This is a genomic window from Streptomyces pratensis (assembly GCF_037137275.1).
GTDB classification, from domain to species: Bacteria; Actinomycetota; Actinomycetes; order Streptomycetales; family Streptomycetaceae; genus Streptomyces; species Streptomyces pratensis_B.
In genome coordinates, this window is the sequence record NZ_JBBBEN010000085.1 from 282,643 (window position 1) to 302,122 (window position 19,480).

Genomic DNA, 19,480 nt, shown 5'->3' on the forward strand with positions numbered 1-19,480 from the left:
GGAGCGGCGGGGCCGTCAGGACGCGGGGTAGGGGTGCTCGCCGAGCAGGCGCGCCAGATGGACGGCGTTGGCGGCGAGCGCCCGGGTCGTGGAGGCGACGGCGTCGGGCGTGGCGTCCAGGTCCAGGTAGTCGGTACCGTGCATCGCTTCCCCGACCCAGTAGGTGACCGCGCCCCCGGCCAGGGAGAAGCCGATGTCGTTCAGCCCCTGGAACACGTCCGAGCTCACCTTGTGCGCCCCGTCCTCGTTGCCCACGACGGCCACGGTCGCGACCTTGCCGGAGACGAGGGGACGCCCCTCGTCGTCGGTCTCGGAGGACTCGGCGTTGAGACGCTCCAGGACCCGCTGGCAGACGCTGGAGGGGTGGCCGAGCCAGATGGGCGTGGCGATGAGGAGGATGTCGGCCGCCAGCACCTTCTCGCGGAGGGCGGGCCATGCGTCGCCGTCTCCCAGGTCCACCGCGACGCCCGGCCGGACGTCGTGGTCGGCGACCCGGACGATCTCTCCCCGCACGTCGTGGCGTGCGAACTCGGCCATGACCTGTTCGGCGAGGTGGTGACTGCTGGAGTCGGCGGGCGAGGCGTTGAGCGAGCAGACGAGGGCAAGGGCGCGCATGGCGGGTGTTCTCCTTCAGAGACGGGGGTGGGGAAACGGGGGCGAGGCGGGCCGCGGTCGGCAGGTCAGGTTTCCTCGACGCAGACCCGCACCGTCGCCAGGGTGGGATCGGCCGGGTCGGGCACGTTCATGCCGGCCTCGACACCCGACCGCAGGTACCGCAGCAGGGGCTCCGTGATCCGTTCGCCGGGCAGTACGGCCGGGATGCCGGGAGGATACGGAGTCATCATTTCGGCGGCCGTCCGGCCGACCGCCTGCGCTGCCGGCACGTCCTCGACATCGGCGAAGTAGGCGTCGCGCGGCAGGAGAGCCTGGTCGGGGGCGAGTTCGCCGGGGGAGGGCACGTACACCTCCGGCGCCGGCCGCAGGGTGTGGGCCTCCCGGGACAGGTCGCGCAGACCCGCGAGCAGGCGATCGGCGGTGTCCTCGTCGTCGGCGTGGGTGATCTGGGCGCTGATGCGGCGGTGGTCGACGATGTGCATGTCGATGTGGTGGCGCCGGCGCAGCCAGTCGGCCGCCCGGTAGCCCGTGGTGCCCAGCCCCTCGACGTCGATGATCACGGGCAGCGGATCGAACTCCGCGGCCGCGTCGGGCCCGCAGAAGTCGTCCTGCCCGTTGACGTGCAATCCCTCGATCTCCTCGATGCGCTGACGGACCCTCGCGGCCAGCTCCAGCGCCCGGGAGAGCAGGGCGTGTCCCTCCAGCACCATCTGCCGGCGCCAGCCGTCGATTCCCGCGTAGATCAGCACCGAGGGGCTCGTGGTGCCGAGGAGGTCGGCGCGTGAGGCCAGAGTGTCGTGATCCACCAGGTCGCCCTGGAGGTGGAAGACCGAGCCCTGCTCCAGGCCGCTGCCCATCTTGTGGATGCTGGTGACGCAGACGTCGGCCCCCGCGTCCATGGCCCAGGACGGCAGGTCCGGGTGGAAGGGCAGATGGGCGCCCCATGCCTCGTCCACGATGAGCGGCTTCGAGCGCCGGTGGCAGACGTCGGCGATGGACCGCAGGTCGGCCGCCGCGCCGTACGGAGTGGGACTGGTGACCAGGGCTCCGTCGGCCTCCGGGTGCTCGGCGAAGGCCTTCTCGAAGGACTCCGCCGACGGAGGGTGGGCGAGCCGTCGCTCGGTGTCCCACCGCGGAGCCACCCAGACGGGCTCCACCCCGGACAGGATCAGACCGGAGACGACGGATTTGTGGGCGTCGCGTCCGACCACCAGTTTCCGGCCGGGGGCGGTGACGCTCAACATGGCCGCCTTCACCGAGAGCGAGCTGCCGCAGGTGGAGAAGAACGTGTGCTCGGCGTGTACCGCGTCGGCCATCAGCCGCTCGGCGCGTTGCAGGACGTTCGACCTCTCCCGCCGGTCGTCCAGCCCCCCCGTGGCCAGGACGTCGCCGAGGAAGACGGCGTCCCCGAGGGCGGCGCGTACGGCCGGCGCCGCTCCTCGGGCCTGCTTGTGACCGGGCGGGGAGAAGCCCAGCTCGCCTTGCTCCTTGTACGCGGCGAGAGCGTCGAGGACAGGTGCTTCATGGTGGTTTATTTCCATTCGTGACGCCTTCCCGCTGTGGCGCTCCGCCAACCAGGGTGTGCGGTCCCGCCGATGGGGGTCAGGGGAGAGGTGTTCCGCCCGTGGCGTTCATGATCTCGCCGGTGATGAAGGACGCGTTCGGAGAGGCGAGGAAGACGTAGGGCGGCGCCATCTCGGCGGGTTGTGCGGGCCGGCCCAGCGGGCTCTGCTTCCCGAACTCGACGGTGTCCGGCAGCGTCGCCGGGATGAGGGGCGTCCACACGGGGCCCGGCGCCACCGCGTTCACCCGGATGCCGTCGGGCGCCAGCATCTGGGCGAGGCCCTGGGTGAAGGTGACGATCGCCCCCTTCGTCATCGCGTAGTCGAGCAGGTGCGGGCTGGGCTTGTAGGCCTGCACCGACGTGGTGTTGATGATCGAGCCGCCCGCCGGGATGTGCGGCAGAGCCGTCTTGCACAGCCAGAACATGCCGTACAGGTTGGTGCGCACCACACGGTCGAACTGTTCGGTCGAGATGGCGGAGATCCCGTCGGGCTGCGCCATCTGGTAGGCCGCGTTGTTCACCAGGACGTCGATGCGCCCGAACTCGGAGACAGCCTGCTCGACGAGTGAGCGGCACTGCTTCTCGTCCCGGATGTCGCACACGACAGGCACCGCCTTGCGGCCCGCCTCCTCCACCAGGCGCACGGTCTCCCGGGCCTCTCCGTCCTCCTCCGGGAGGTGGGTCAGCATCACGTCCGCGCCCTCGCGCGCGAAGGCCAGGGCCACCGCACGGCCGATGCCGGAGTCGCCTCCCGTGATCACGGCCTTCCGGTCCGTGAGGAGGCCGCTGCCCCGGTAGGAGTCCTCACCGTGGTCGGGCGGCGGGTCCATCGGGCCGGACCAGCCCGGGTGCTTCTGGTCCTGCTGGGGAAAGTCCGGGCGCGGGTGAAGCCGGTTCGGGTCCTGCGGACGTTCGTCCTTCGTCATGGTCCTGCCTTCCTCTTTCTGCGGTACGGGCCCCGGTACGGGCCCCGGTGCGGGCGTATGGGGCGGCACGTCGGCGGGGGCGCGGCGGCCGACGCGAGGCGGCGACGCGGGCAGCGTGTCCTGTCGTCCGGGGCGGAGGGCGCGTCGGCCTCTTTCCGCTCGCGGCGGCTCGCCGGGGCGGCTCGCGTCCCACCTGTTCGCCGCGTTGCGACAGAGCGGGCTCCTCGGGCCGCCCCCGTCCTTCTGGGTACCCCGGCGTGCCCGAGTAAACGTGTGCCGTCCTGCCGCCCTGCGGGCGAGAGGGGCGTTTCGGCCGCAGGGGGCAGGGCACCCGGAGGGTGCGACCATCTGATCCCTACGCATGCGGCAAGGAGCGATCGCCATGGCGAACCCGCAGCAGCCCGAGCAGAGGCGCAGCGACAAGGGTTCCGGCACCCCTCAGGACAGTGCCGAACTGAAGGCCCGGCAGCCCGGAACGCCCCGGGGCAGCGGCCGCGCCCATGGAACGGACAAGGGCGGGAAGGGCGGCGGCCCGGGCGGCGGGACGCCGCCGGAGCAGCAGCCCGACCACCCGTGACGCCCCGGTCGGGAGCGCCGTAGCCGCCCAGCCGGCCACGGTCCCGCCGCGATCAGCCCCGAAGCCCGGGTGAGCCGTGTCTCACCCGGGCTCCGGGGCTTGTCTATGCAACGAGTTGCATAGAAGGATCGCGATATGGCCCTCGACCACGCGATCCTCGTCTCCCTGCTGGAGAAGCCGGGCTCCGGCTATGAGCTGGCCCGGCGGTTCGAGCGGTCCATCGGCTACTTCTGGACCGCCACCCACCAGCAGATCTACCGCGTGCTGGGACGCATGGAGAGCGACGGCCTGCTCGCCGTCCGCGCAGTGCCGCAGGAGGGCCGGCCGGACAAGAAGGAGTACTCCGTCACCGGCTCCGGCCGCACCGCTCTCGCCGACTGGCTGCACAAGCCGATCGAACCCGAGAGCCTCCGGCACGACCTCGCCGTCAAAATCCGGGGCGCGGCCTTCGACGACCCGGCCGCCCTGGTCCGCGAGGTCGAGCGGCACCGCCAGGCGCACCGGGACCGGCTTGAGCACTACCTCGCCGGGGAGCTGCGCGACTTCACCGGACCCGAGGCCCCCGCGCCGCCGGACGCCGGCCAGGAACTCCAACACGTCGTCCTGCGCGGCGGCATCGCCTTCGAACGCATGACGATCGCCTGGCTCGACGACGTACTGGCCACCCTCGAACGGCTCGCGGCCACAGGTCCGGCCCACTGAACGCCGGCCCCGCGCCGCCCCCCTCCGCGACCACCTGACCGCATGCCCGACCCTCACCCAGCCCGCTCTCTCCCGGAAGGCGCCCCTCATGGCCGAGTCCCTGCTCTTCAACCCGCGCACCTACGACCCGAAGCACTTCGACCCGGAGACACGCAGGCTGCTCCGGGCCACCGTGGACTGGTTCGAGGAGCGGGGCAAGCGCCGGCTGATCGAGGACTACCGCTCCCGCGCCTGGCTGGGGGACTTCCTCGCCTTCTCCGCCGAGACAGGCCTCTTCGCCGCCTTCCTCACCCCGGCCTCCGCTGCCGGGGAGGAGGGCCGCCGCTGGGACACCGCCCGGATCGCCGCCCTCAACGAGGTCTTCGGCTTCTACGGGCTCGACTACTGGTACGCCTGGCAGGTGACCATCCTCGGCCTGGGCCCGGTGTGGCAGAGCGACAACGCCGCCGCTCGCAGCCGGGCCGCCGAGCTCCTCTCCCAGGGCGAGGTGTTCGCCTTCGGCCTGTCGGAGAAGAGCCACGGCGCCGACATCTACTCCACCGACATGCTGCTGGAGCCCGACGGCGACGGCGGCTTCACGGCCTCCGGGTCCAAGTACTACATCGGCAACGGCAACGCCGCCGGTCTCGTCTCCGTCTTCGGCCGGCGCACCGACGTCGAAGGCCCCGACGGCTACGTGTTCTTCGCGGCCGACAGCCGGCACCCCGCTTACCACCTCGTGAAGAACGTCGTCGACTCGTCCAAGTACGTGAGCGAGTTCCGGCTGGCCGACTACCCGGTGGCCCCTGGCGACATCCTGCACACGGGCCGTGCCGCCTTCGACGCCGCGCTCAACACCGTCAACGTCGGCAAGTTCAACCTCTGCACCGCCTCGATCGGCATCTGCGAGCACGCGATGTACGAGGCCGTCACCCACGCGAGCAACCGCATCCTCTACGGCCGGCCCGTCACCGCCTTCCCCCACGTGCGCCGCGAGCTGACCGACGCCTACGTCCGCCTCGTCGGGATGAAGCTCTTCAGCGACCGCGCCGTCGACTACTTCCGCTCCGCCGGCCCCGACGACCGCCGCTACCTGCTCTTCAATCCGATGACGAAGATGAAGGTGACCACGGAGGGCGAGAAGGTCATCGACCTCATGTGGGACGTCATCGCCGCCAAGGGGTTCGAGAAGGACACCTACTTCGCCCAGGCGGCCGTCGAGATCCGGAGCCTCCCCAAGCTGGAGGGCACGGTCCACGTCAACCTCGCGCTGATCCTGAAGTTCCTGCGCAACCATCTGCTGAACCCGGTCGACCGCCCGGAGGTCCCGACCCGGCTCGACGCGGCCGACGACGCCTTCCTGTTCCAGCAGGGCCCGGCCCGCGGCCTCGGCTCCATCCGCTTCCACGACTGGCGCCCCGCCTTCGACGCGTACGCCGACGTGCCGAACGTCGCCCGCTTCCGGGAGCAGGCGAACGCCCTGTGCACGTTCGTGGAGACCGCTGCCCCGGGCGAGGAGCAGAGCCGGGACCTCGACCTCCTCCTCGCCGTGGGACAGCTGTTCGCCCTGGTCGTCCACGCCCAGCTGATCCTGGAGCAGGCCCGGTTGTCCGGCCTGGACCAGGACCTCCTCGACGAACTGTTCGCCGTCCTCGTACGCGACTTCTCCGCGCACGCCGTCGAACTGCACGGCAAGGACTCGGCCACCGAGGACCAGCAGAGCTGGGCGCTGGGCGCGGTACGCCGTCCCGTCGCCGACGCGGCCCGGTCGGCACGGGTCTGGGAGCGGGTCGAGGCCCTGGCGGGGACGTACGAGATGGCACCGTAACCCTCCCGCGGCGCGGGGGCCGGCGCGCCGCCCGCCCGGCCCCGAGCGCCCGGCCCCCCAGGGGCGTGACGGGTATGGCCCGCATTGCGTACCCGCGTACGTTTCCGCAGGCAGGGGGAGGGGTTACGGGTGGCGGGGGCAGGCCGCCGGTTCGGTACGCTCTCGTCTGACTCCGGGGGCGAGACGCCCTGGATCGCCGTAGACATGGGGGATGATTTCGTGAGCAGCGCACCTTCGGCGGGCCCGTTCCAGCCATTGAAGGCCGAGGACCCGGCGGTGGTGGGCGGTTACCGGCTCGCCGCCGTGCTGGGCGCGGGCGGCATGGGCAAGGTGTACCTCTCCTACACGCCCGGCGGCAGGCCTCTCGCCCTCAAGGTGATCCGCCCCGAGTTCAGCGAGGACCCGGAGTTCCGTCGCCGGTTCCAGCAGGAGGTTCGGTCCGCCCAGCGGGTCCAGGGCCTGTACACCGCGCCCGTCATCGACTCGGACACCGAGGGCCCGCAGCCGTGGCTGGCCACCGCCTACGTGCCGGGCCCCTCGCTCGCCCACGCCGTGTCCCGGCACGGCGGACTGCCGCTGCGCAGCGTGCTGTTGCTGACGGTCGGGGTGGCCGAGGCACTCGGCGTCATCCACGGCGCCGGCATCGTCCACCGCGACCTGAAGCCCGCCAACGTCCTCCTCGCCGCCGACGGCCCGCGCGTCATCGACTTCGGCATCGCCCGCGCGGCCGACACCACCGCCCTCACCGGGACCGGTGTGAGCGTGGGGACCCCGGCGTTCATGTCTCCCGAGCAGGCGGCGGCCGGCACGGTCACCCCGGCCACCGACATCTTCGCCCTCGGCCAGATCATGGCCTTCGCCGCGATCGGCGTACCCGCGTACGGCGAAGGCCCCTCACACGCGGTGCTCTACCGGATCGTGCACGAGGACCCCGACCTGAGCAGGCTGCCGAAGGAGCTGCTCCCTCTGGCAGCCCGTTGCCTCAGCCGCGACCCGGCCGACCGCCCGGCACTGGCGGAGATCATCCGGCTGTGCCACGAGCTCTCGCCCGAACCGCTGCGCCAGGGCGAGGACTGGCTTCCGCGGGCGGTCGCCGGATCGATCACCGAGCGCCTGCGGCTGCCCGCACCGGCGGTGGCCCCGCCGCCGCAGCCCACGGTCGCTCCGACCCCGACGGTCTTCTCCCCGCACCCCCCGCCGCCGGGCGCGCCGCACCCGTACACCCCGACCGGTTTCGCGGTGGCCGCCGCGCCGACCCAGACGGGACCGGCGGCGCCCGGGCCGCCCGGAGCGCCGTCCGGCCCCTGGCCTACGGCCGCGCCCCCTCAGGGTCACGCGACCCCGCCGCCCTACCCCCACGCCGGCCACCTGCCTCCCGCACCGCGCCCCAAGCGGGCGGGGCTGGTCGTCACCGCCTGGGTCGTCGGCGCGGTCATCGTCCTCGCCGTCGTCGGCGCGCTCCTGCCGGAAGGCCCGGAGGGGCCCGGCAAGGAGGGCCGCGCCGCCTCGCCCTCCGACGGTGGTCCGGGCGGCAGCGGTTCCGCGGACCGAGCGGCGGAGAAGCCGGCCGACCCCGAGCCCGTCTCGTACGACGGCATCGACCTGACGGCGAACTACGCGCTGATGCTCGCCGACCATCCGCCGCGGCCGGTCGACGGGGAGGGCAGCGGCGTGATGTACGGCAAGGCGGACTTCTACTACTACCGGGACAGCCTCTTCGGCGACGAGAAGGTGGGTTCCGCCAACGGAAAGCTCGTCGTGCTGAAGAACTCGCAGAAGGGCTCACTGGAGGTCTGCCGCGACGAGACCCGCTACACCGAGAAGATCGGCCTCGACCAGCTCACGTCCGGGTCCCAGGTCTGCGTGCTCAGCAAGGCCGGGCACATCGCCGTGGTGACCTACCGAGGCAGGTCTGAGGAGAGTGACCCCAGCCGTTACATCTCGGTCGATCTGACGGTCTGGCGCAACGCCGAGGAGGCACAGGAGCGCTGATGCGGCCCGGCCTCCGAGGGGCCGGGCCCAGAACCGCCGGGGGAGGAGCGCCCGGCACCGCCCTGCCGCGGTGGCCGGCAGGGCTAGACCGGCGTGACGTACGCCCCCGCGATGCCGCCGTCGACCAGGAAGTCCGTGGCGTTCACGAACGAGGAGTCGTCGCTGGCCAGGAAGGCCACGGCGGCGGCGATCTCGGTGGGCTCGGCGAACCGTCCGACCGGGATGTGCACCAGCCGGCGTGCGGCCCGCTCCGGGTCCTTCGCGAACAGCTCCTGCAGCAGAGGGGTGTTGACCGGGCCGGGACACAGCGCGTTGACCCGGATGCCGTCGCGCGCGAACTGCACCCCCAGCTCCCGCGACATCGCCAGGACGCCGCCCTTGGACGCCGTGTACGAGATCTGCGAGGTGGCCGCGCCCAGCCGGGCCACGAAGGAGGCCGTGTTGATGATGGAGCCCTTGCCCTGCTCGCGCATGTAGGGAATGGCGGCCTTGCAGCAGAGGTAGACGGAGGTGAGGTTGACCTCCTGCACCCGGCGCCAGGCGTCCAGGCCGGTCTCCAGGATGGAATCGTCCTCGGGCGGCGAGATCCCGGCGTTGTTGAACGCGACGTCGACCGAGCCGTAGGCGGCGTGTGCGGCCCCGAAGAGGGCGTTCACCTGATCGGCGTCGGTGACGTCGGTACGGACGAACAGGCCGGCGGTCTCCTCTGCGGCCGCCCGCCCCCGCTCCTCGTCCACATCGGCGCAGACGACGTGCGCGCCCTCGGCGGCCAGGCGCCGCACGGCGGCCAGCCCGATGCCGCTGCCGGCTCCGGTGACGACGGCGGTACGGCCGACCAGTCGGCGGCAGACAGAAGACGTGTCGGTCATGGTGGTCAGGCCTCCGTGCTGATGAAGACGTTCTTGGTCTCGGTGAAGGCGGCCAGCGCGTCGGGACCGAGTTCACGGCCGAGTCCCGACTGCTTGTAGCCGCCGAAGGGCGTCGTGTAGCGGACGCTGGAATGAGAGTTGACGGAGAGATTGCCCGCCCGCAGGCGCTGTCCGACGCGCAGCGCGCGGCCCACGTCCCGTGTCCAGACGGAACCCGCCAGCCCGTAGTCGGTGGCGTTCGCCAGACGCACGGCGTCCTCCTCGTCCTCGAACGGCAGGACGACGGCCACCGGCCCGAAGACCTCCTCCACGGCCACCGGCGCGTCGGGGAGCACCCCGGTGAGGACCGTCGGCGGATACCAGAAACCCGGGCCGTCGGGGGCCTCGCCGAGGATCGCCCGTACGCCGTCGGCGTCCCGGGCCGCGTCGACGTAGCGGGCCACCCGGTCCCGCTGGGAGAGCGAGATCAGCGGACCCATACGGGTCTTCTCGTCGGCCGGGTCGCCCACCACCACGGCGGCCACCGCCGGGATGAGGAGGTCGAGGAAGAGGTCGTACACGGGCCGCTCGACGAGGATGCGGGTGCGGGCGCAGCAGTCCTGGCCGGCGTTGTCCAGGAAGGACATGGGGGCCGCCGCCGCCGCGGCCTCGACGTCCGCGTCGGCGAAGACGACGTTGGGGCTCTTGCCGCCGAGCTCCAGCGTCAGCCGTTTCACGCGCTCGGCGCAGCGGGACATGATGTGCTTGCCGGTCCGGGTGGAGCCGGTGAAGACGATCTTCGCTACGCCGGGGTGCTCGACCAGAGCGCCCCCGGCCACCGGGCCGCGGCCCGGCAGCACCTGGAACAGTCCGTCGGGCAGGCCTGCCGCCAGGGCGAGTTCGGCCAGCCTCAGCGCGGTGAGCGGGGTCGTCTCTGCGGGCTTGAGGAGGACGGCGTTGCCTGCCGCGAGAGCCGGGGCGAGGCCCCAGGCGGCGATCGGCATCGGAAAGTTCCACGGCGCGATGACGCCGATGACGCCGAGCGGCTCCAGGACCGTGAAGTCGATGCCGCCCGCCACCGGGATCTGCCGCCCCACCAGCCGCTCGACCCCGCCCGCGCTGTAGTCGAGGAGATCGCGGACGTTGCCGGCCTCCCAGCGGGCGTTGCCGATGGTGTGGCCGGCCTCCCGCACCTCCAACCGCGCCAGTTCCTCGACGTGTTCGTCGACGACCGCGGCGAAGCGGCGCAACAGCCTGGCCCGGTCGGCGGGCGCGGCGGCAGCCCAGGAGCGCTGGGCGGCCGTGGCGCGGACGACGGCGGCGTCGACATCGGCCGCGGAGGCCGCCGGGACGGTGGCGACGACTTCGGCGGTCGCCGGATTGAGTACGTCCAGGGTGGGCGGTTCGGGGTGTGTCACGGGCGGGCCTCGATCGCGGTCGACGGACGGGAGGAGGGAAGGGGGGCGGGGGGTGTGCGGGGAGCGGCGGAGGTCAGAGGCGTTCGAGGGAGCGCCGCAGCTCCCAGTCGGTCACCGCCGCGTCGTACGCGGCGAGTTCGACCCGGGCCATGTTGAGGTAGTGCTCGACGACCTCCTCGCCGAACGCCTCCTTGGCGATGGGACTGGCCTCCCACAGCTCGGCCGCCTCGCGCAGGGAAGCCGGCACCTGGTCGTAGTCGCCGGTGTAGGCGTTGCCCGTGCAGGTCTCCGGCAGCGGCAGCCGGTGCTCCACCCCGTACAGACCGGCGGCGACCAGCCCGGCCACCGCCAGGTGGGGGTTGACGTCGCCGCCCGGCAGCCGGTTCTCGAAGCGCGTCGAGCGGCCGTGGCCGACGACGCGCACGGCGCAGGTGCGGTTGTCGACGCCCCAGGCGACGGCGGTGGGGGCGAACGAACCGGGCTGGAAGCGCTTGTAGGAGTTGATGTTCGGTGCGTAGAGGAGGCAGAAGTCCCGCAGAGCGGCCAGCTGACCGGCCAGGAAGTGCCGCATCAGCTCGGACATGCCGTCCGGGGCGTCGCCCGCCATGACGTTCTCACCGTGCTCGTCGGTCAGGGAGAGATGGATGTGGCAGGAGTTGCCCTCGCGCTCGTCGTACTTGGCCATGAAGGTGAGCGAGACGCCTTCTTGGGCCGCGATCTCCTTGGCCCCGGTCTTGTAGAGGGCATGCTGGTCGCAGGTGGTCAGCGCCTCGTCGTAGCGGAAGACGATCTCGTGCTGGCCGGGGCTGCACTCGCCCTTGGCGGACTCCACGGCCAGCCCGGCCGCCTGCATCTCGTTGCGGATTCGGCGCAGCAGCGGTTCGATGCGCCCCGTGCCGAGGATCGAGTAGTCGATGTTGTACTGGTTCGCCGGAGTCAGCCCCCGGTAGCCCCGGTCCCACGCCTCCTCGTAGCTGTCCCGGAAGACGATGAACTCCAACTCGGTGCCGACCTGGGCCCGGTGGCCGAGGGCGGCGAGCCGGTCGAGCTGGCGGCGCAGGATCTGACGCGGGGCCGCCGCGACGGGGCCGCCGTCGTGCCAGGCGAGGTCCGCGATCAGCAGCGCCGTCCCCTCGTGCCACGGCACTGCGCGCAGGGTGGCCGGATCGGGGACCATGCGGAAGTCGCCGTAACCGTTCTCCCACGAGGACATCGCATAGCCCTCGACGGTCCGCATCTCGGTGTCCACGGCCAGCAGGTAGTTGCAGCCCTCCGTGCCGTGCTCCAGCACCTCGTCGAGGAAGTACCCGGCCGCGAACCGCTTCCCCTGGAGGCGGCCCTGCATGTCCGGGAAGGCCAGCACCACGGTGTCGATCGACCCTTCCGCGACGCGTGAGCGCAGCTCGTCGACGCCGAGCGGGGGTGTGCGGTCTGCCACGGGATGCCTCCTTGGGTGAACCGGGAGGCATAAGGTATGACGGAGAACCATTGCTTGGGAAGGGGATCGGCGCATGGCCACCCGAAGGAGAGCGGACGACACCCGTCCGGCGGCAACGCAACCAGCCGCGCGAGTCGGCGGCGGATTGGAGGCCCTCGGCGCGCCGGGCGTGCGGGAGGCGGCGGGCGGCGGGCCGGCCCGGCTGGACGCCGTGCTGCGCCCGGTCCGCGCGGGCAACGGCTTCGAGGAAGCCCTGGAGCAGATCCTCCAGCTCCTGCGCCTCGGGCTGGTCCCGCCCGGCGGGCGCCTGCCCGCAGAACGTGAGCTCGCCCAGCAGTTGCGCATCAGCAGGGTGACCCTGCGCGAGGTGCTCAAGGTCCTTCAGGACCAGCACATGGTCGAGAGCCGACGCGGCCGCTACGGCGGCACCTTCGTCCTGCCGCGCGCCTTCGCACCCGACGGCAGCGACGAGTTGGCCCGCCGCGTCGCCGTCGTCGACGTGGAGGACACGCTGCGCTTCCGCGAGGTCCTGGAGGCCGGAGCGGCGGGCCTGTGCGCCGAAGGGCTCACGGGGGAGGGGGGCGGCCGACTGCGGGCCGCGCTCAGCGCGACCCGGGGGGCCCGACTGGAGGACTACCGCCGCCAGGACACCCTGCTCCACCTCACGCTCGCCGAACTCTCCGGCTCCCGCTCGCTCGCCGCGCAGTACGCCGGAGTCAGAGCCACCCTCAACGAACTGCTGGACTGCATACCGCTGCTGGTGCGCAACCTGGAGCACTCCCAGCACCAGCACGCCGCCGTCGTCGAGGCGGTGCTCGACCGCGACGCGGACGCGGCCCGCGAGATGATGCGCGAACACTGCGGCGGTACGGCCGCACTGCTGCGCGGCTTCCTCTCCTGAGCAGGGAGGCCGCCCGGGGGCCGCCCGCCAAGGGCAGCTGCCCGGAAGCCGGCTTCCGGGCGGCGGTCGAGCCCCGGCCGCCCGGCGCGGCCGGGGTCGTCGTCGCCACTCCTGTGCGCACGCCCCTTGTTTTCCCCGGGCTCTTCCACAAAGGTGTGTCGACAAACCTTTGATCGGCGTACGCACGTGTGATGAAGGCCTGCTACGCCTCTCCCTCCTCGGCACCACGCCGGCGACACCCGTCTGGAGCGCCTCATGGCCCAGGGAACCGACCCCCACGCAGGCCCGCCCGGCGACGCGAACCCGGGCGCACCGGGCACGGACGCGTATCTGCGCCGACGAACCCTGCGCCGGGGCAGCGCCGGATGGTTCCTGCTGACCGGGCTCGGCGTCGCCTACGTCGTCTCCGGCGACTTCTCCGGCTGGAACATCGGCCTGTCCGAGGGCGGGTTCGGGGGCCTCGCCGCGGCCATGGTCCTGATGGGTCTCATGTACGCGTGCCTGGTCTTCGCCCTCGCCGAACTCTCCGCCATCCTGCCTACCGCCGGCGGCGGTTACGGCTTCGCCCGGCGGGCGCTCGGCCCCTGGGGCGGCTTCCTGACCGGTACCGCCATCCTCATCGAGTACATCCTCGCCCCCGCCGCCATCTCGCTCTTCATCGGCGACTACGTCGAATCGCTCGGCCTCTTCGGCCTCACCTCCGGCTGGCCCGTCCTCCTGGCCTGCTTCGCGCTCTTCATCGGCATCCACCTCTGGGGCGTCGGCGAGGCCCTGCGTTTCAGTCTCGTGGTGACCGCCATCGCGGTCGCCGCCCTGCTCGTCTTCGCCGTCGGCGCGTTCACCGAGTTCGACGCGGACCGCCTCAACGACATCCCGGCGGACACCACGGCCTTCGGCTCCTCCTCCTGGCTGCCCTTCGGCCTCCTCGGCATCTGGGCCGCCTTCCCCTTCGGCATGTGGTTCTTCCTCGGGGTGGAAGGCGTGCCGCTGGCCGCGGAGGAGGCCAAGGACCCGGTCCGCTCCCTGCCCAGGGCCCTCTCCCTCTCCCTCTTCGTGCTGGTGGGCCTCGCACTCGTCACCTTCGTCTCCGCCACCGGGGCCCAGGGGGCCGACGCCATCAAGGAGGCCGGGAACCCGCTGGTGGTGGCCCTGGAAGGGAGCGGCGAGCCGACCGCCCTGAGCCGGTTCGTGAACTACGCGGGCCTCGCCGGTCTCGTGGCGTCCTTCTTCTCCCTCATCTTCGCCGGGTCGCGCCAGCTGTTCGCCCTCTCCCGGGCCGGATACCTGCCGCGCTTCCTCTCGCTGACCAACCGGCGCAAGTCCCCCTACCTCGGCCTCCTGATCCCCGGCCTCATCGGGTTCGCTCTCGCCGCCTGGAGCGGCGACGGCGGCCGGATGCTGAACGTCGCCGTCTTCGGAGCCACGATCAGCTACGCCCTGATGGCGCTCTCCCACATCGTGCTGCGCCGCCGCGAACCGGAACTGCCGCGCCCCTACCGCACGCCCGGCGGCGCGTTCACCTCGTCGGTCGCCTTCGCTCTGGCATGCTCGGCACTGGTGGCGACCTTCCTGGTCGACCGCGATGCCGCGTTCATCGCCCTCGGCGTGTACGGGGCGGCGCTGGCCTACTTCGCGCTCTACAGCCGCCACCGACTGGTCGCGGGAGCCCCGGAGGAGGAGTTCGCCGCGCTCGCGGCGGCCGAGGCCGAACTGGCTCGCGACTGAGCCTCGCCCGGCACGACGGGCTCTCGCCGTCGGGAGGTCCGGGCCCGCACCGGGCCGCGCCGCGCCGGAGGCCCCGCACATCCGGCCCACCCCTACCCGAGGAGTCCGACCCATGCCCCGGCCCGTCATCGGCATCAGCACCTATCAGGACCCGGCCCGCTGGGGCGTGTGGGAGATGCCCGCGGTGCTGTTGCCGGCCGCCTACCCCCGCCTGGTCCGGGCGGCCGGTGGACTCGCGGTGCTGCTGCCCCCCGACGACGCGGCGGGCGCGGCCCAAGAGGCGGTCGCCGCCCTGCACGGGCTGGTCATCGCGGGCGGCGCGGACGTCGAGCCGGCTCGCTACGGTGCGCCCGCCGATCCTCGTACCGGGCCCCCGGCCCGCGAACGCGACGCCTGGGAACTGGCCCTGATCGCGGCGGCGATCGCCCAGCGGGTCCCGCTGCTCGGCATCTGCCGCGGCATGCAGCTGCTGAACGTCTCCCGCGGCGGGACCCTGCACCAGCATCTGGACGGCCACACCGGCGGCCCCGGCGTCTTCGGCGCCCACCCGGTCGACCCTGTGCCCGGCACGGCGTACGCACAGGCGGTCCCGGAGACGATCGTGGTGCCCGCCTACCACCATCAAGCGGTCGACCGGCTGGGCGACGGCCTGGTGGCTTGTGCCCACGCGCCCGACGGGACGGTGGAGGCGCTGGAACTCCCGGGCGGCCGGAGCCTGGTGCTCGGCGTCCAGTGGCACCCCGAGATGGGCGAGGACCCCCGGGTCATGGCCGCTCTGGTCCGGGCCGCCCGCCACCGCCGCGACCGCTCGGGCGCACGGCCCGCCCCTGCCACGGCGGCGTGCGGAGCGGGCTGAGCGCACCGCCGCCCCCGGGCTTGCCGGCGCGGGGCCGCCGGTGACTACAGGTGCTGCGCCACCGAGGGCATGAGGTCCTGGAAGGTGCGTCCGTCCGCCGCCGCGCCGATGGCCTTCATCTGCCAGCCCGCGCCGGCCCGCTGGACCTTGGCCATGATCTGGGCCGTGTGCCGGCCGCCGCCGGTCAGCGTGTAGCGGGCCAGCTCCTGGCCGGTGCTCTCGTCGACCAGGCGGCAGAAGGCGGCCTCGACCTCCTCGAAGGTCTGGCCGGTGAACGAGTTCACCGTGAAGACGATCTGGTCCACGTGGACGGGGACGCGGCTCAGATCGACGACGATGGACTCGTCGTCGCCGCCCTCGCCCGCCCCGCCGACCCGGTTGTCACCGGTGTGCTGGACCGAGCCGTCGTTGCTGGTGAGGTGCTGGAAGAAGACCACGTCCAGCGGCTCCGCGCCCGCGAAGAGCACCGCCGACGCGTCCAGGTCGATGTCGCGGGCGGTCAGCCGGGCCAAGAACCCCTTGCGGGGGGCGGACTTCCAGCCCAGGCCCATCCTGACGACGCCGAGTTCGCCGCCGCCGGTCTTGGTGAGGCTGACCTGCTGGCCCTTGGTGAGGTTGATCGTCATGGTTCCGCCTTCGGTGCCGTGGTGGCTTCGGTGAGGAAGCGCGTCTGTTTCGGTGTGTGCGCTGAGGGGCGCGTCGTGCGGTTTCGGCGCGAGCGGCTCAGAGTCCCACGCCGAAGTCGGCGACAATGCCGCTCAGGCCGGAGGCATACCCTTGCCCGACCGCGCGGAACTTCCATTCGGCGCCGTGTCGGTACAGCTCGCCGAAGACCATGGCCGTCTCGGTGGACGCGTCCTCACTGAGGTCGTAGCGGGCGATCTCCGCACCGCCCGCCTGGTTCACCACGCGAATGTAGGCGTTGCGGACCTGTCCGAAGCTCTGCCCCCGGCTCTGGGCCTCGTGGATCGAGACCGGGAAGACGATCTTCGCGACCGTCGCGGGGACCGCGGCCAGGTCGACCTTGACGATCTCGTCGTCGCCCTCGCCCTCGCCCGTGAGGTTGTCGCCGGTGTGCTCGACCGACCCGTCGGGGCTCTTGAGGTTGTTGTAGAAGACGAAGTGCTCGTTCGACGGCACCTTGCCCGCCTCGTCGCAGAGCAGCGCGCTCGCGTCCAGGTCGTAGTCGACGCCGGTGGTGGTGCGGACGTCCCAGCCGAGCCCGACGAGGACCGCGGTCAGTCCGGGGGCCTCCTTGCTCAGCGAGACGTTTCCGCCCTTGGCCAGGCTGACGCCCATGATGTTCTCCCTTGCGGTAGCGGGTGCGTACGCAGCGGTGGCCACGCCATGGGGGGTGGCGCGGGCACTCAGCGGTGACACAAGAAATCTACAGCACTGTAGATCTTGGGGGCCAGGAGAAGGCGAGGAGGTCCCGGCCGGTGGCCGGTGGCTCCGCGGGCTGGTTACGATTTCCCGATGCCCGGCAGGTGAACGGCCGGAACCGGGCGGCCGAACGGAGAAGGGGGTCGGGCCGTGGACGCCGAAGGCGCCGGTGACGAACGGGAAACGCCAGTCCGCAGACGGGGGCAGGGCGAGCTGGAGGCCCAGGTGCTGTCGGTGCTGGGGGAGGCGAGCGAGCCGGTGACCGCGGCATGGGTGCTGGAACGGCTCGGCAACGGACTCTCCTACAGCACGGTCATCACCATCCTGACCAGGCTGCACGCCAAGCAGGCGGTCACGCGCACCGGGCCCAAGCGCCCCGTCCTGTGGCAGCCCGTGGCGAACGAGGCCGGTCTCGCGGCGCTGCGCATGCGCCGGCTCCTCGACAAGCAGAGCGACCGGGACGCGGTGCTCTCCAGCTTCGTCTCCGTCCTGTCGTCCCACGACGAGGAGCTGCTGCGGTCCCTGCTGGCGGAGAGCGGCCCCGACGAGCCCCGCGCCCCCTCGGGCCGTCCGGAGCACTGACGATGGGCGTCTTCGTCTACCTTCCCCTGGTCCTGCCTCTGACCGCGTTGCCGATCGCCCGTCTGGCCGAGCAGCATCTGCACCCCCGCAGGGCTGCTCGTCTGCTGGCCACCGTCGCCGTCATCCTCGCCTCGTGCAGCCTGGTGTGCCTCGGGTTGCTGGTGGTCGTCGGCACCGCCCAACTGCCTGGCAACCCGCTGCCCGACGGCTGGTCCGACGACGCGGTCCGCGACGCCGTGCCGCACGACGCCTTCGCCGGCAAGGCCTCCATCGTCGCGCTCGTCGCCGTGACGGCGGCCTGCGGCCGCACCGTCCGCCGCCACTACCGCTTCCGGGCACGGGCCCACCGGGCGCTCGCCGGGCTGCCGGGCGGCGACCTCGCCGTGCTTCCCGACGAGGCGCCGTACGCCTACGCGCTGCCCGGCTCCCCGGGGAGGGTGGTGGTCTCCACCGGCATGCTCGCCTCCCTGGACCCGCCGGAGCGGCGGGCGCTGTTCGCGCACGAGCGGGCCCACCTCGTGCGGCGCCACCACCGGCTGCTGCTCGCGACCCGGCTGGCCGCGTGCGTCAACCCTCTGCTGAGGCCCCTGATCGCGGCTCTGGTCTACAGCACGGAGCGCTGGGCCGACGAGGAGGCGGCCGCGGCCACGGGCGACCGCCGGCTGACCGCGCGCGCCGTGGGCAAGGCGGCGCTGGTCTCCCGCCCGGCCCCCGGGGGTCAGGTCTTCGCCGCGTTCGCCGCCGCGGGGCCGGTGCCGCGGCGGGTGGCGGCGCTCCTGGGCCCGGTGCCGCCGGACCGGGTCTGGCCGCCCGCGCTCACCCCGGCCGGGGTGGCCGCGTTCGTCGCAGCGGCCGGGACGACCGTCTCGGCGCTGTCCTCGCTCAACGCTGCCGTCGCGCTGTTCCTCGTGCTGAAAGCGGCGACGCCGTTGTAGCGGCCGCCGCGGGACGGGCCCGCCGAGGACTCCCGGCGGGCCGCTTCCGGTGGGTCAGCCCCGGCCGGTGTCGAGTGCGGCGAGCGCCTGGGCCCAGCGGGCGTACTTCAAGTTGGCGAGATCTGCCACCGTCTTGACGTTGAACGCCTCCTGGAGCAGCTCGCCGTCGCGGTCCGAGACGCCCTTGAGCGCCGAGACCGGAGCCGCGAGGATGGTGCTGAGGTCCTTGTCCGCGTATGCCTTGTCGAGCATCTTGTCCAGGTCGATCTGGGCCACTTTTTCCTCCTGGGAGTGTGTGTCTTCCCGCCCTGGGGCGGGCGGCCCCGGACGGGGCCGCGGGGGACTGCGCAGGGCGGCCGGCCGTCTCCCGATGGTTCTTCTCGACGCGCGTGGTCCGCGTCACTGGGGGCGTGCCGGCCTGGCCGGGCACCGAGTCCGGAGCCCGGAGTCCGAGGTGGGGCTACGGTTCTTCGCGTTCGACCGTCTCGCCGCGGATCACGCGCGGTGACGGCACAGGGCCGTCCGTCTCGGCCGCTCGGCCGCTCGGTGCACCGGCCTGAGGGACGTCCTGGTCCTTGAGAGCTCGCTTCTCGCCCTTGAGGATGCGTGCCGCCTTGCCGGCCGACCGCATCAGCTCGGGCAGCCTCTTCACGCTCAGGACCGCCACGATCACGAGGAGAAGAAGGGTGAGTTCACCGATCCCGAACACGGCGGCTGCTTTCTCTGGCGCGGAGCGGACGCGAGGCCGTCCGGACCCCTGACGGCCCGGCAGTAGACAATCTACAGGCCTGTAGAGCATCCGTTCACGGATTCCATGAGCAAGCTGTACGAGGCAACCGCCTTTCCGGCCGCACCGGTTCGCCTGGAGGGGGCCGTCGGGGACGACGGACCAGCCGTCAGGACGCTTTCCGGGTGGGGCGTCTTCGTGTCCCTCGGCAGGCCGGGCACGGGGCCCTGTGGCGGTCCGGTGATCCAGGTCGCGGGGGAGCTCGGGAAGCCGGGGCGCCGTCTCCGGGCGCGGCGGCGAGGCCTGTCGCGGCCCGCCCGCTCACCGGGGCCCCGAGCCGCCGGTTCGCCGCGGGCCGCGCGGACACGGGAGGGGGCCGGGGCCCCGGAGCGGTCGTTTGGCGAGCGCGGAGGCCCGCCGCGCCGGGGCCCCGCCGTGGACGCGGCACGCGTGTCCTGCCCCGGCAGCGCCCGTGTCATCCGCT

Annotated in this window: 19 protein-coding genes; 9 read left to right on the forward strand and 10 right to left on the reverse strand. The window is 72.5% G+C overall.

Annotated features, from left to right (window positions below; genetic code table 11):
* Positions 1-15 precede the first annotated feature (15 nt).
* The 3 genes from V9U70_RS12915 to V9U70_RS12925 form a co-directional block, all read right to left on the reverse strand.
* Positions 16-615, reverse strand: a complete 600-nt coding sequence (locus V9U70_RS12915; protein WP_336674893.1) for a flavodoxin family protein — start codon at positions 613-615, stop codon at positions 16-18.
* A 65-nt stretch (positions 616-680) separates the two neighbouring features.
* Entirely contained in the window at positions 681-2,156 is a 1,476-nt protein-coding gene (locus tag V9U70_RS12920; protein WP_336674894.1) for an aminotransferase class I/II-fold pyridoxal phosphate-dependent enzyme, read from the reverse strand.
* A gap of 61 nt (positions 2,157-2,217) precedes the next feature.
* A complete protein-coding gene (locus tag V9U70_RS12925) occupies positions 2,218-3,105 on the reverse strand; it encodes an SDR family oxidoreductase (RefSeq protein ID WP_336674895.1) in 888 nt (295 codons plus the stop codon).
* A 382-nt stretch (positions 3,106-3,487) separates the two neighbouring features.
* Between V9U70_RS12925 and V9U70_RS12930 the strand changes: the two genes are divergently transcribed.
* The 4 genes from V9U70_RS12930 (at position 3,488) to V9U70_RS12945 (ending at position 8,183) form a co-directional block, all read left to right on the forward strand.
* The gene (locus tag V9U70_RS12930; protein WP_336674896.1) at positions 3,488-3,682 is read left to right on the forward strand and encodes a hypothetical protein; all 195 of its coding nucleotides are present in this window, start codon (positions 3,488-3,490) and stop codon (positions 3,680-3,682) included.
* Between the two features lie 135 nt (positions 3,683-3,817).
* On the forward strand, positions 3,818-4,384 hold the full coding sequence (locus V9U70_RS12935) for a PadR family transcriptional regulator (protein ID WP_336674897.1): 567 nt from the start codon (positions 3,818-3,820) through the stop codon (positions 4,382-4,384).
* Between the two features lie 88 nt (positions 4,385-4,472).
* Entirely contained in the window at positions 4,473-6,191 is a 1,719-nt protein-coding gene (locus V9U70_RS12940) for an acyl-CoA dehydrogenase family protein (protein ID WP_336674899.1), read from the forward strand.
* Between the two features lie 204 nt (positions 6,192-6,395).
* Entirely contained in the window at positions 6,396-8,183 is a 1,788-nt protein-coding gene (locus tag V9U70_RS12945; protein ID WP_473828694.1) for a serine/threonine-protein kinase, read from the forward strand.
* A gap of 83 nt (positions 8,184-8,266) precedes the next feature.
* Here the strand turns inward: V9U70_RS12945 and V9U70_RS12950 are convergent, their stop codons facing one another.
* From V9U70_RS12950 to V9U70_RS12960, 3 genes are all read right to left on the reverse strand, one after another.
* Complete coding sequence (locus V9U70_RS12950; protein ID WP_336674902.1) at positions 8,267-9,052, reverse strand: 3-oxoacyl-ACP reductase; 786 nt, start codon at positions 9,050-9,052, stop codon at positions 8,267-8,269.
* Between the two features lie 5 nt (positions 9,053-9,057).
* Entirely contained in the window at positions 9,058-10,449 is a 1,392-nt protein-coding gene (locus tag V9U70_RS12955) for an aldehyde dehydrogenase family protein (protein WP_336674904.1), read from the reverse strand.
* 73 nt (positions 10,450-10,522) lie between these two features.
* A complete protein-coding gene (locus V9U70_RS12960) occupies positions 10,523-11,887 on the reverse strand; it encodes a glutamine synthetase family protein (protein WP_336674906.1) in 1,365 nt (454 codons plus the stop codon).
* 73 nt (positions 11,888-11,960) lie between these two features.
* On the opposite strand from V9U70_RS12960, the gene V9U70_RS12965 reads away from it, so the two are divergent.
* The 3 genes from V9U70_RS12965 to V9U70_RS12975 all read left to right on the forward strand — a co-directional run bounded on the left by V9U70_RS12965 (position 11,961) and on the right by V9U70_RS12975 (position 15,369).
* On the forward strand, positions 11,961-12,788 hold the full coding sequence (locus V9U70_RS12965) for a FadR/GntR family transcriptional regulator (protein ID WP_336674908.1): 828 nt from the start codon (positions 11,961-11,963) through the stop codon (positions 12,786-12,788).
* Between the two features lie 255 nt (positions 12,789-13,043).
* Complete coding sequence (gene eat, locus V9U70_RS12970) at positions 13,044-14,513, forward strand: ethanolamine permease (RefSeq protein WP_336674910.1); 1,470 nt, start codon at positions 13,044-13,046, stop codon at positions 14,511-14,513.
* A gap of 112 nt (positions 14,514-14,625) precedes the next feature.
* Entirely contained in the window at positions 14,626-15,369 is a 744-nt protein-coding gene (locus V9U70_RS12975) for a gamma-glutamyl-gamma-aminobutyrate hydrolase family protein (RefSeq protein WP_336674911.1), read from the forward strand.
* A 44-nt stretch (positions 15,370-15,413) separates the two neighbouring features.
* On the opposite strand, the gene V9U70_RS12980 is transcribed toward V9U70_RS12975, so the two are convergent.
* The gene (locus tag V9U70_RS12980) at positions 15,414-15,995 is read right to left on the reverse strand and encodes a TerD family protein (protein WP_336674912.1); all 582 of its coding nucleotides are present in this window, start codon (positions 15,993-15,995) and stop codon (positions 15,414-15,416) included.
* 97 nt (positions 15,996-16,092) lie between these two features.
* A complete protein-coding gene (locus V9U70_RS12985; RefSeq protein WP_336674913.1) occupies positions 16,093-16,668 on the reverse strand; it encodes a TerD family protein in 576 nt (191 codons plus the stop codon).
* Between the two features lie 234 nt (positions 16,669-16,902).
* Between V9U70_RS12985 and V9U70_RS12990 the strand changes: the two genes are divergently transcribed.
* Positions 16,903-17,334 (forward strand): BlaI/MecI/CopY family transcriptional regulator, encoded by a 432-nt coding sequence (locus tag V9U70_RS12990; protein WP_336674915.1) that lies wholly within the window; start codon positions 16,903-16,905, stop codon positions 17,332-17,334.
* 2 nt (positions 17,335-17,336) lie between these two features.
* Positions 17,337-18,269, forward strand: coding sequence for a M56 family metallopeptidase (locus V9U70_RS12995; RefSeq protein WP_336674916.1), 933 nt, complete (start codon positions 17,337-17,339; stop codon positions 18,267-18,269).
* A 54-nt stretch (positions 18,270-18,323) separates the two neighbouring features.
* On the opposite strand, the gene V9U70_RS13000 is transcribed toward V9U70_RS12995, so the two are convergent.
* Both V9U70_RS13000 and V9U70_RS13005 read right to left on the reverse strand, forming a co-directional pair.
* A complete protein-coding gene (locus tag V9U70_RS13000; protein WP_336674918.1) occupies positions 18,324-18,545 on the reverse strand; it encodes a hypothetical protein in 222 nt (73 codons plus the stop codon).
* A gap of 184 nt (positions 18,546-18,729) precedes the next feature.
* The gene (locus V9U70_RS13005; RefSeq protein ID WP_336674920.1) at positions 18,730-18,978 is read right to left on the reverse strand and encodes a twin-arginine translocase TatA/TatE family subunit; all 249 of its coding nucleotides are present in this window, start codon (positions 18,976-18,978) and stop codon (positions 18,730-18,732) included.
* Positions 18,979-19,480 lie beyond the last annotated feature (502 nt).

Coding starts and splice junctions, on each gene's coding strand:
- V9U70_RS12980 (WP_336674912.1), bottom strand. CDS start 15,995: ATGACGATCAACCTCACCAAGGGCCAGCAGGTCAGCCTCACCAAGACC.
- V9U70_RS12935 (WP_336674897.1), top strand. CDS start 3,818: ATGGCCCTCGACCACGCGATCCTCGTCTCCCTGCTGGAGAAGCCGGGC.
- V9U70_RS12920 (WP_336674894.1), bottom strand. CDS start 2,156: ATGGAAATAAACCACCATGAAGCACCTGTCCTCGACGCTCTCGCCGCG.
- V9U70_RS12940 (WP_336674899.1), top strand. CDS start 4,473: ATGGCCGAGTCCCTGCTCTTCAACCCGCGCACCTACGACCCGAAGCAC.
- V9U70_RS12945 (WP_473828694.1), top strand. CDS start 6,396: ATGGGGGATGATTTCGTGAGCAGCGCACCTTCGGCGGGCCCGTTCCAG.
- V9U70_RS12950 (WP_336674902.1), bottom strand. CDS start 9,052: ATGACCGACACGTCTTCTGTCTGCCGCCGACTGGTCGGCCGTACCGCC.
- V9U70_RS12915 (WP_336674893.1), bottom strand. CDS start 615: ATGCGCGCCCTTGCCCTCGTCTGCTCGCTCAACGCCTCGCCCGCCGAC.
- V9U70_RS12995 (WP_336674916.1), top strand. CDS start 17,337: ATGGGCGTCTTCGTCTACCTTCCCCTGGTCCTGCCTCTGACCGCGTTG.
- eat (WP_336674910.1), top strand. CDS start 13,044: ATGGCCCAGGGAACCGACCCCCACGCAGGCCCGCCCGGCGACGCGAAC.
- V9U70_RS12985 (WP_336674913.1), bottom strand. CDS start 16,668: ATGGGCGTCAGCCTGGCCAAGGGCGGAAACGTCTCGCTGAGCAAGGAG.
- V9U70_RS12925 (WP_336674895.1), bottom strand. CDS start 3,105: ATGACGAAGGACGAACGTCCGCAGGACCCGAACCGGCTTCACCCGCGC.
- V9U70_RS12965 (WP_336674908.1), top strand. CDS start 11,961: ATGGCCACCCGAAGGAGAGCGGACGACACCCGTCCGGCGGCAACGCAA.
- V9U70_RS12975 (WP_336674911.1), top strand. CDS start 14,626: ATGCCCCGGCCCGTCATCGGCATCAGCACCTATCAGGACCCGGCCCGC.
- V9U70_RS12930 (WP_336674896.1), top strand. CDS start 3,488: ATGGCGAACCCGCAGCAGCCCGAGCAGAGGCGCAGCGACAAGGGTTCC.